This is a genomic window from Caloranaerobacter ferrireducens, from assembly GCF_001730685.1.
Lineage (GTDB): Bacteria > Bacillota > Clostridia > Tissierellales > Thermohalobacteraceae > Caloranaerobacter > Caloranaerobacter ferrireducens.
In genome coordinates this window covers 256,196-266,998 of the sequence record NZ_MDJR01000002.1, presented here as the reverse complement: position 1 = coordinate 266,998, position 10,803 = coordinate 256,196, and the positions used below count along the sequence as shown (strand labels likewise).

Annotated in this window: 13 protein-coding genes; 2 read left to right on the top strand and 11 right to left on the bottom strand. The window is 28.6% G+C overall.

Features of this window, described 5'->3' with window-relative positions:
- Positions 1-93 precede the first annotated feature (93 nt).
- Positions 94-930: a DegV family protein gene (locus BFN48_RS05890; RefSeq protein ID WP_069649972.1), complete on the bottom strand. Its 837-nt coding sequence runs from the start codon at positions 928-930 to the stop codon at positions 94-96.
- Positions 931-1,165: 235 nt separating this feature from the next.
- Between BFN48_RS05890 and BFN48_RS05885 the strand changes: the two genes are divergently transcribed.
- Positions 1,166-2,017 (top strand): DegV family protein, encoded by an 852-nt coding sequence (locus tag BFN48_RS05885; RefSeq protein ID WP_069649971.1) that lies wholly within the window; start codon positions 1,166-1,168, stop codon positions 2,015-2,017.
- A gap of 33 nt (positions 2,018-2,050) precedes the next feature.
- On the opposite strand, the gene BFN48_RS05880 is transcribed toward BFN48_RS05885, so the two are convergent.
- Together BFN48_RS05880 and BFN48_RS05875 are read right to left on the bottom strand one after the other, a co-directional pair.
- The gene (locus tag BFN48_RS05880; RefSeq protein ID WP_069649970.1) at positions 2,051-3,295 is read right to left on the bottom strand and encodes an MDR family MFS transporter; all 1,245 of its coding nucleotides are present in this window, start codon (positions 3,293-3,295) and stop codon (positions 2,051-2,053) included.
- Positions 3,296-3,441: 146 nt separating this feature from the next.
- Complete coding sequence (locus BFN48_RS05875; protein ID WP_069649969.1) at positions 3,442-3,876, bottom strand: GNAT family N-acetyltransferase; 435 nt, start codon at positions 3,874-3,876, stop codon at positions 3,442-3,444.
- A 155-nt stretch (positions 3,877-4,031) separates the two neighbouring features.
- Here BFN48_RS05875 and BFN48_RS05870 point away from each other — a divergent pair, with 155 nt between their 5' ends.
- Complete coding sequence (locus BFN48_RS05870; protein WP_242863224.1) at positions 4,032-4,352, top strand: ArsR/SmtB family transcription factor; 321 nt, start codon at positions 4,032-4,034, stop codon at positions 4,350-4,352.
- Between the two features lie 19 nt (positions 4,353-4,371).
- On the opposite strand, the gene BFN48_RS05865 is transcribed toward BFN48_RS05870, so the two are convergent.
- From BFN48_RS05865 to BFN48_RS05830, 8 genes are all read right to left on the bottom strand, one after another.
- Positions 4,372-5,118 (bottom strand): AIR synthase related protein, encoded by a 747-nt coding sequence (locus BFN48_RS05865; RefSeq protein WP_069649967.1) that lies wholly within the window; start codon positions 5,116-5,118, stop codon positions 4,372-4,374.
- A 1-nt stretch (position 5,119) separates the two neighbouring features.
- The gene (locus tag BFN48_RS05860; RefSeq protein ID WP_069649966.1) at positions 5,120-5,638 is read right to left on the bottom strand and encodes an ECF transporter S component; all 519 of its coding nucleotides are present in this window, start codon (positions 5,636-5,638) and stop codon (positions 5,120-5,122) included.
- Positions 5,639-5,690: 52 nt separating this feature from the next.
- Positions 5,691-6,269 carry an alpha-ribazole phosphatase gene (cobC, locus tag BFN48_RS05855; RefSeq protein WP_083238827.1) on the bottom strand — a complete coding sequence of 193 codons (579 nt, stop codon included), beginning with the start codon at positions 6,267-6,269 and terminating at the stop codon, positions 5,691-5,693.
- Entirely contained in the window at positions 6,266-7,000 is a 735-nt protein-coding gene (cobS, locus tag BFN48_RS05850) for an adenosylcobinamide-GDP ribazoletransferase (RefSeq protein ID WP_069649964.1), read from the bottom strand. The genes cobC and cobS overlap by 4 nt, the downstream gene beginning before the upstream one ends.
- Positions 7,001-7,007: 7 nt before the next feature.
- Positions 7,008-7,568, bottom strand: a complete 561-nt coding sequence (gene cobU / locus BFN48_RS05845) for a bifunctional adenosylcobinamide kinase/adenosylcobinamide-phosphate guanylyltransferase (RefSeq protein ID WP_069649963.1) — start codon at positions 7,566-7,568, stop codon at positions 7,008-7,010.
- 32 nt (positions 7,569-7,600) lie between these two features.
- The gene (locus BFN48_RS05840) at positions 7,601-8,383 is read right to left on the bottom strand and encodes a heme ABC transporter ATP-binding protein (RefSeq protein ID WP_069649962.1); all 783 of its coding nucleotides are present in this window, start codon (positions 8,381-8,383) and stop codon (positions 7,601-7,603) included.
- A 12-nt stretch (positions 8,384-8,395) separates the two neighbouring features.
- A complete protein-coding gene (locus BFN48_RS05835; protein WP_242863223.1) occupies positions 8,396-9,400 on the bottom strand; it encodes a FecCD family ABC transporter permease in 1,005 nt (334 codons plus the stop codon).
- Positions 9,401-9,464: 64 nt separating this feature from the next.
- A complete protein-coding gene (locus tag BFN48_RS05830; RefSeq protein WP_083238826.1) occupies positions 9,465-10,712 on the bottom strand; it encodes a helical backbone metal receptor in 1,248 nt (415 codons plus the stop codon).
- Positions 10,713-10,803: the final 91 nt, after the last annotated feature.

The following is a 10,803-nucleotide window of genomic DNA, read 5'->3' as shown; positions in this document are numbered from 1 at the left end:
GTGATTATAGAACAAAAAAAGAGTGGCAGACTCACTTATACCACTGAATTAAAAGAAAAAAACCCACGATTTTCAAATCGTAGGTTAAATATACTAAAATGCTATTATTATGCCTCCATCATTTGCGTAAACTGTGCTTATACCACCAGCATCTACAATAATGATATCTTTAAAGTTGTATCTTTTCATAACTTCCTCTTTAAATTTTTCTGCTTTCTCCAAACAATTACAATGAGCTATTCCTAAAATCTTTTCTTCTAGCTTTTCACCTTTTTCACCTATCAACTCAACTAGCCTTTTAAATGCTTTTTTCGAACCTCTTGCCTTGTCTATCAATTCAATTTTACCTTCTTTATTTCCACCTAAAATAGGTTTTATATTTAAAGCTGTTGCTATTCTGCCTTTTAACTTGCTCATTCTACCTGACTTGATAAGATTTTCTAAAGAATCTAAAATAAACAAAGTTCTCATTTCATTAATATATTCATTTACCTTTTCAACGATTTCTAAATTTTTATAATTTTTCTTAGCAAGTTCTAATATTTTCAAGCTTATCAGTGTTTCTGCAACTGAAGCACTCAACGAATCAAAAACGTGTATAAATTTATCTTGAAACTGTTCTTTATACATTTCTTTAGCCATCAATGCATTATTATAAGTACTACTTAATGAAGATGACAAAGTAACTACAAAAATACTTTCAGCTTCCTTAAATCGTTTTATAAATTCCATAGGTGAAGGACTTGCTGTTTTAGGAACATTGTCACTATTTTTCATTTGATTTAGTAAATCTTTTGTATCTAATTGCTCATCGTCTTTATAATGTTTATCATCAATTTGTATTGATAAAGGAACAATATCAATTTCCCTCTCTTTCTTTAACTTGTCATTTAAATCACAACCACTATCGGCAATAACTTTAATACTCATCAAATTCCCCTTTCAATTTATATATATATCTATATTATACTATTTAGCATAATGTTACAATTAAGATTTAAAATACCTTTCAAAAATATTGTTTACTTTAATTTTATCTAAACTGAAGATTTGATTCTTCTTTATATTTTACCCTATCTAATTTTATTTAAACTTTAATATTTTCTTGGATTTTTATAATATAATTAATGTGAACAGTTATTTTAAAGAAAAAGGGGGATGCAAAATGAATAACATAAAAATATTTACTGATAGTACTTGTGATCTTTCGACTGAAATCCTTGAAAAATACGATATTTCTGTAGTACCTCTTTATGTAAGCTTTGGTAATGAAACATATAAGGACGGAATAGATATAAATACAAAAAAATTATATGACTTAGTTGATAAATATGGAATACTGCCTAAAACTTCAGCACCTTCACCAACTGATTTTTATGAGGCTTTTAAACCATACATTGATGAAGGAAAAGATATAATATACATTGGATTATCTTCAAAGATATCTTCAACTTTACAAAATGCAAAAATTGCAGCTAGTAAATTCCCAGATAACAGAATTGAAATAATAGACTCTTTAAATCTTTCAACAGGCATTGGTCTGTTAGTCTTAAAAGCTGTTGATTATGCAAAAGAAGGTTTAGGAATCAAAGAAATTGGTGATAAATTAAGAAATAAAATACCTTTAGTAAAAACATCTTTTGTAATAGATACTCTTGATTACTTATACAAAGGTGGAAGATGTTCTGCTCTACAAAGTTTTGTTGGAAGTATGCTAAAAATTAAGCCAATAGTAAAAGTAGTAAACGGTACAATGATATTAGGACAAAAAGCCAGAGGAAAAAGAAGAAAAATAATTGATAAAATGTTAGAAAATACAATAAAAGAAAGCAACAATATAGATTTAGAACGTATTATAGTAACTCATTCTATGGGGTATGAAGATGCTTTATATTTAAAAAATGAACTTGAAAATAATTTAAATGTTAAAGAAGTTATTATCACAGATGCAGGTTGTGTAATTTCAAGTCACTGTGGTCCTAATACTGTAGGTATACTATACATAAATAAGGAGTAGAACTTTCTACTCCTTTTATTATGCAAAAATACATTAATTATCTTTAACAAGTCGCACTTCAGTTCTTTCAGTTAAAGAAAGCAAATACATCAAAGTTGCAGCTCCTAACGATAATACAAATAATATTGGCCAAACCATTCTTACACTATTTGCTTCTATATATTTACCCATAATTACAGGGCCAACAGCATATCCAAACCCAGATATAATTGGCAGCACTGCATTAAATCTACCTCTATGTGAAATTGGTGTATGATTTGCAATGTAGACACTTGAATTTGTAACAATAAGTATTTCGCCTATTGTCCAAACAACTGTAGATAATATAACCAGATAGAAACTATTAATGTAATATAGCATTCCAAAGCCTATAGAATAAAAAATTCCAGCTACAGCTATATTAGTTGTTGACTTATTATTTCTTGTAATTACAGTTATAAAAACAGTTAAAATTATTACAGAAAGAGCATTTGTTGTCATAACCCATCCAAATACTTTCGGTCCGTTAACAGCAAATATTTCTCTTACTTGAAGAGGTATACTAAATGAATGCTGTGAATACACAAATGAATAAATAGTCGATACTGCTGAAAATGCTAATAAAGCTGGTCTTTTTAGTAAAACTAAAATTATATTTCCTTCTTCTGCTTTTTCATCATCTTTCTTATTGAATGAATCTTTTACTTCATCCTCAGAAGGAATAGTCTCTTTAACATAAATCAAAACTAAAAGCAAAGAAATAAATGTAGTTATAGCATCACCTAAAAAAATCCATTCTATATAATTATTGTATAGAAATCCAGCTATCAATGGGCCAACAGCTATCCCTAAATTAGTACCAAGATATAGTAGAGAAAAAGCTTCTTGTCTATTATTGGGATTAGTTAAATCTGTAACCATTGCTCCACTCGAAGGATTTGCAGCCCCACCAAAAAAACTAGATAAAATTAAAAGCCATGGTATCATCATAGAATTTCCTAAAAAAGCACACGGAATCAATGTTAAAGCTGCTAACCCTTGAAATAAAAGCAAAATTTTCTTCCTGCCAAAATGATCTGCTAATTTCCCTCCTATTAATGAACCAGGTACAAAAGCAGTTGACGCTAATAAAATATATTCTCCTGCTGTATGTTCTCCAAGACCTAAATTTTCAACAAAAAAATAAGTTAGAAAAGGATAAACAAAAGCCCCCATACTGTTTATTATTCGAGCTAAAAATATTATATATATACTCCTTGGTAATCCTCTGTAATTATTAAATCTTTTAAGTACCCCCATAGTATCCCTCTTTCCTTATAAATTTCCTTACATTATATAACAACTATATATTCTTTTCAATCTTATAATAACTGTATTTGGTTAAATATTCTTAATATTTTGTTGATTTTATAGATATTTAAAAGGACTCTTACCGAGTCCTTATTCTATAGATATTTTTTAAAAGCTAAATTATTTTTACTGTTATATCCAAGTTTTTCATAAAATTTGTGTGAACCTACTCTTTTTATGTTAGATACAAACATTATAAAATAACAATTATGTCTTTTTGCAATATTTTCGATATGTTCAAATAATTTTTTTCCAAAGCCCTTTTGGCGAAATTCTTTTTTAATTATCACATTTTCAACAACCATAAATGGTCTGCATTCGCCTGTAAGGTCATTACAAATTATAGCCATAGCACTTCCAATCAATTTATTGTAGTATTTTACACCTAGTAGAAAATAATTGGGATTATTTTTAATAGTAGAAAAAACGTTATATATCTTATCCATATCACTTTTCTTACATGTTAATTCTTCATATAACAGCGATAAATCATCTAATTCAGATTCTTTAATACTTTCAATACTTACCATATTATCATCCTCCACCACTACCTATATTTAGAATATGTACTAAGCACATGTTTTGGTGCGTACTAAATAAGTATAAAGTATTGACTTTATTAAAAAATTCTTTTAATCTGTAGATAGATTTAAATATATCTATAGGTAGCTTAGGAGGTTTTATTTTGAAAGAATTAGTAAACATTTTTAAAGCACTATCAGATGAAAATCGACTAGAGATAATCAAAATGATTTCAAAAAATGAATTGTGTGTATGTGATATTTGTGAAAACTTCGATTTGTCTCAACCAACTGTTTCTCATCATTTAAAATTACTGCAACAAGCTAATTTAGTAAATGTAACAAAAAAAGGTAAATGGAATTATTATTCTTTAAATACTAACATACTTAAAGATTTAATAACATTTTTGAATGATATTGTTCAGGGAAATTTAGAAATAAGCTATAAGCTTTGCAATTCTGACTGCGATGGAACAAGAGAATGAAAAATTTGGTTTTCGTTTTTTAGTAGAATTTAGCAACTTTATTTATAGGTATTGAACATTTATCTTTCAGTATATCAAAATATTTCTCTTCTATTGAAACAATAGCACAAGTAGCAGGTCCTGCTGATTTATACAAATCTACTTTTGTATCACTAAATATGCACAAATCCAAATTATTCGTTCTAGCCATTTCCTTTAGCTCAAATAAAATACCTTTAGAGCCAACAGGAAGTATTTCTTGTATAAAAGGATACTTCTTTAATTCTAAAAGGATATTTAATGAAAAAGTTTCTTCCCCATTATCCGCTATAACTTCTTCCCCTAATTTAGGTAAACCAACTATTGCAGCAATAGCTCCTTTTTTTGTCATAGGCATAGTCCAATTTTTGGTATTTATAATACCAATAACAGTAATACCCATTCCAGTTTGAATAACAGGAAAATTTTCTTCTGTACTCCCTGTAATTATAATATCTTTATTAACTAATAAAGGTTCAATGGCTCTTTTTATACCTTCTATTATTTTACTTCCTGTATCATTCATTTCTACAGATAATGTATTGACTACAATTAATGGCTCTCCACCAACAGATAAAACTTCACATAAAGCAACATTTGTAGTAAAATATCCTAAAACATCAGGAGAAACTTTTACAATATCATTCTCCTTACTCCCTATGGCTCCACTTGAATCACAAGCTATAACTAATAATTGCTCTTCATTAATTTCTACAAAAGTCAAATCTCTAAATTTTCTTGCTCTCATTTTATACCCTCAACTTATACTTGTTTGTTATTTTAAAAATCAAATAAGCTAATACAATATTTGCAACTGATGCTAATGTAAGAGGTATAATTACAGCATAAAATAATACCCAACCACTAAAAGGTAATCCAAGTAATACTGAAGCAAATGCTGCAACAAGTGCCCCAATAGGACCATTTAAAATAATTGCTAGTATTATAGCTATTGCATAATTAAATTTTCTATAAAATACTCCAAACAAATAACCGAATAATGCCATTTCTAAAGCTATTATAATATGCATTGGAAGTGTTAAAGGAAACCCACTAGTAACGGCTGTAAGTATATGTCCTAATCCTGCTACTAAAGCCCCATAGCTTGGCCCTAAAAACAGCGCAGCAAAAAATCCAGGCATTGAATCAAATGCTATACTTCCCTGTATTTTAATCAATGCCCCTACTGCTGAAAGTGCAATAAGCACCCCACAATATACTATTTTCATAGTTTTATTATTTTGCTTAACTGATTTAATTGTATTCATTTCCTTACCTCCCTAATTGAAATCTAGTATTTTTAATTTTTGTGTTTGTTTACTAAATCAACCTTGTTAGTACACCAAAATCATTTTCATACAATATCTCAACTAAACATCCAGGCAATATTTTAAAATGCCACATTTTATCCATATTTAGATTTAACAAATAAGTAATCACAATTCTGATTACTCCTGCATGAGTGATCAAAAGAAAAGTTCCAGTTCTATCTTTTAATTCATCTATAAACTGAGTAACTCTATTATACATATCTATTAAACTCTCGCCATTAGGTATCCTGTATTTGATATTATCATTTGTCCATTTCTCCCATTCTAGATGATGAGTTTCTGATATTTCTCTATAAGATTTCCCTTCAAAAATACCAAAATTCATTTCCTTTAATTTTTCACTAACATAAATTTTTTTACCTATATATTCTGATATAATCTCAGCTGTGACTAAAGCTCTAGATAATGGACTTGAATATAAAACATCAATATTTTCTTTACTTAAAATCTCTAATAGATTGTTAATTTGTTCCTTTCCTCTATCTGTTAACGGAAAATCAGTCCAACCACTATATATCCTTTCTACATTCGCCTGTGTTTCTCCATGCCTCACTAAGATTAATTTCAAAATATCAATCCCCTTAACAAATAAAATAATAATAGTGAAAAAGTCTGAGATAATTCAATAACTGCTCCTATAGTATCTCCTGTCATTCCGCCTATTTTCTTTTTAAAATATATGCCAAGTAATAAAGCATACAAAAATATGAGTATTTCACTGAAAGCTAGCATATAATCAAAAAACATAATCGTTATTATAATTGTAATAAGTATAACGAATATAGCATTTTTGAAATTCGAATATTCAACAAAAGTCTTCCCCATCCCCTTATCTTTTCTAGCATAAGTATTAATAGCACATGAAAGTATTCCACAGCTTCTACCTAAAACAGGTATAATTAATAGTACTTTGAAATCTATGAAATAACTTAATACGATATTAAGTAATATAACAAAAATAATGCCTATAACACCAAAAGTACCTATTCTGCTATCTTTCATTATGTCTAGTATTTTTTCTTTATTGCGATTGCTAAAAATACCATCAAAAGAATCGGCTAAACCGTCAATATGCAATCCTCCAGTAATCCAAATATAAAACATCCAAACAAATAAGACTGTTACAGCTCTATCTATTAAATGGTTAATTTGACTTACAGCCCATAGCAATATACCAATTACCAAACCAACTATTGGTAAATATTTAATACCTTTAATAAAATCTCTTTCGGTAAATTTAAGCTTAACTTTAATCGGCAATCTAGTTAAAAATGTTATCATTAATAAAAAACTCTTCATAACGACCTCACTTAATCTTAATAGGTATTCCTGAAACTGTTAAATAAACGTCTTGTGCGCGTCTTGCTAAATACTGATTTACTCTACCAGCTATGTCTCTAAATATGTTTCCTAGTCTAAAAGTTGGTACAACTCCCATACCAACTTCATTTGTAACTATAATTAATCTTTTATTAGATTTTTCAACTATAAATAACAGTTTTTCAATTTCATCAATAATATTTTTTTCAACTTTTTCAACATCAAACATTGAGCATCTGTCAAAATCTAGTCCACTTTCTAATAACAAATTTGTTATCATAAGTGTTATACAATCAAGTAATATAGTATCTGCTTTAATAAAATCTTTATTATTTATAAGCTCATTAAAATCTCTATATCTTTCAATAGTTACCCATTCTTTAGGTCTAGAATTTTTGTGCTTTTCTATTCTATCAATCATACCTTCATCAAAAGGTATTGCTGTAGCTATATAAACTACATTTTTCCCTAATTCTTTAGCTAATTTTTCTGCTAATGTACTCTTACCACTTCTTGCACCACCAGTTATTAATATAAGATTTTTCAATATTCCACCTTCTTTTGTTAAGACTCTAATGACTAAAAACTTAATGGAACTATATACGGTACTTTATATTCATGAAGTTTTATTAGTTTCACTTCGATACCATAAACGTCTTGAATATTCTCTTTTGTCAATACATTCTCTGGCAAACCAAATGCCTTTATTTTTCCTTTATTCATAAGTAAGATATAGTCGCTATACCTGGCAGCTAAATTTATATCGTGTAATGTTGTAATTATAGTTATTTTTTCTTCACTGTTAAGCCTTTTACATAAATTTAATACATTTATCTGATGTTTTATATCTAGCTGTGAAATTGGTTCATCTAATAAAAGTATTTTTGGTTCTTGTGCCAATGCTCTAGCAATCATAACTCTTTGTCTTTCTCCACCACTTATTTCATGAATACTTTTTTCTCTTAAAACCCATGTTTCAGTATTTTCCATAGCTCTTTTTACAACATTTATATCTTTTTCAGATTCAGGTTTAAACCTTTTTTGATATGGATACCTGCCCATCATAACAATGTCATGAACTGTAAATTCAAAATTCACATTAATGTCCTGATGTACAACAGCCATTGTTTTTGCTAATTCTTTAAAAGCTATTTTATTTAACTCTTTATCATCAACTAGTATTTTCCCATCTAACGGCTTCAATAATTTACACATATTTTTCAGTAAAGTCGTCTTACCTGAACCATTAGGACCTAATATACTAATGAATGCTCCTTGTTTGACAGCTAAACTAATATCCTCTAATACATTCTCAAAACCATAGCTAAAATATATTTTTTTAAGTTCTACAGCATTAGACATAAAGATACTCCCTTATATAAATTTATTACGCTTAGATTTTCTAAGAAGATAAAGAAAGAAAGGTCCGCCAAATATAGATGTAATGATTCCGACTGGTATCTCAATTCCATTTAAAACAGTTCTAGCCAAAGTATCGCAAATCAATAAAAAAATTGCTCCTCCCACAACTGAAATCGGTATAAGTATTCTGTGGTCTGAACCAAATATCAGTCTAAATAAATGAGGTACAATCAATCCAACAAAACCGATAATTCCACTTACCGAAACTGCACAAGCTGCTAAAAAAGATGACAATAATAATATTACCTTCTTTATTAATTCGACATTCACCCCTAAATTTTTTGCACTTTCTTCTCCTATCACTACTGCATTCATTTCTTTAGTCATTGAAGATAAAACTACTACTCCAAAAAATATAGGGATAATAACAATAATTATTTGCTTCCAATTCGCTCCATTAAAGCTCCCCATTGTCCAAGTCACTATTTTCGCAAGTTCTCTATGATTAAATACCATCATTATCGAAATTACCGATGATAATAAAGAGCTTACAACAATTCCTGCTAATAAAATAGAAGTTGTAGATATTTTATTACCTACTTTCGCCAGATTATAAACTATCAATGTAGTTAACAACGCTCCAGCAAAAGCAAATAAAGATGTTAGTCCAAATCCTAAAATTGTATTATTTAGTCCAAAAATTATACCAAAAGTAGCACCAAAGGCTGCCCCCGAAGAAGCACCCATAACATAAGGGTCAGCCATTGGATTTCTAAAAATAGCCTGATAACATGTACCTACAATTGAAAGTACTGCACCAACTAAACTAGCCAGTATTATTCTAGGTAATCTAATATTAATAACTATAAAAATATTCGATTTCTTTACATTACTAATATCAATCTTTTTGCTTAAAAAACTTATTTTACTTAAAATGATTTTGACAACATCTTTTGCAGGTATTTTTACTGTTCCCAAAGTCGTTGCTATTATAGAAATAAATATAAATATTAACAATAATGTAAATATATAAATTTTATAATATTTCTTTTGCTTTAAGTACGTCATCTAAATCACCAAACTAAAAGTCTAAGTCTTTAATTTTTTCTTTATGGAAAGTTTCTATCAGTATTTTAAGTCCTTCATTAATAGCTCTTGGAGCTGCTCTAACAAATATGTCTTCATTTACTACCTTATATTTTTTATTTTTAATTGCTGACAACACTTGATAGTTTTCACCATTAACCATTGTATCGACATTAAACTGTCCACCTATGATAATATCTGGATCATGGTCTATAAGTTTTTCAAGACTATACTTCCAACCTACCACATCATCAGCAACATTCTTACCACCTGCTAGTGAAATAAGCTCTGATATAAAAGTATCTTTACCTGCTGTATACTCTCCCCATTGTCCTGTTCCTACTATATAATATACTTTCGGCTTATCGCTTTCCTTTAAATCTTTCAACTCATATTTAACCCTATCAACCTTTGCCCTTAAACTTGATACTAGTGCTCTCGCTTCATAGTTTTTATTAACTATAGCTCCTAATTTAAGCATATAGTCATATACACCTTCCATATCCTTAGCTGTTGATTTAGCTACAACTTTTATACCAGCTTCATTAAGTTTAGCTATAACCTCATCTTTAAAATGAGTTTCGCCAATAACCAAATCAGGATTTATATCTAATATTAACTCTAAATTTGGTTCATACAGAGTACCAATACTTGGAATATTTTTAACTTCTTCAGGATAATTACAATATTGAGTTCTGCCCTTTATCCTGTCTCCAACACCTAAAGCAAATAGTTTTTCTGTTACTCCTGGAGCCATAGATACTATAGTTTTAGCCTCTTTTTCAACAACATATGTATTGTCACCATCTACGATTGTAATAGGAAATGTTAACTCCTTAAGTTTTTCAGCTTTAACTTTTTTAGCCTCATTATCCCAACCTATCTTATAATTTAAAGTCTCAAGTATAAATCTTAATGGTAAGTATACATCCTTATCATTTTTATATGGTCTAGCATCTAGTGTTAAACATAAATCATTAACCTTAACTTGATTACTTCCTATAATAAACTCAAATACTACATCATCATTCCTAACAACTATTACATTTCCTTTTTCAGTTGTAGTTAATCCAAAGTCTTTTAAGCTTTCTGATGCAACATAAGATCTAGCATTAATAATTTCAATATTAAGGTTTTTGTCCAAACCATCAACACTTATCTTTACGTCTTTAGCTAATGCCAAGCTTGATAATATTAAAACTAAAACAAGTGATAAAACTGTAATTCTTGAAATTTTTTTCATGATACCCCTCCTTATAATTTAAAAATTAAAAAAACCTTATCCAAAAGGATAAGGTTTAACTTAAGCAATATTAAAATAAGTAATCTTAAGT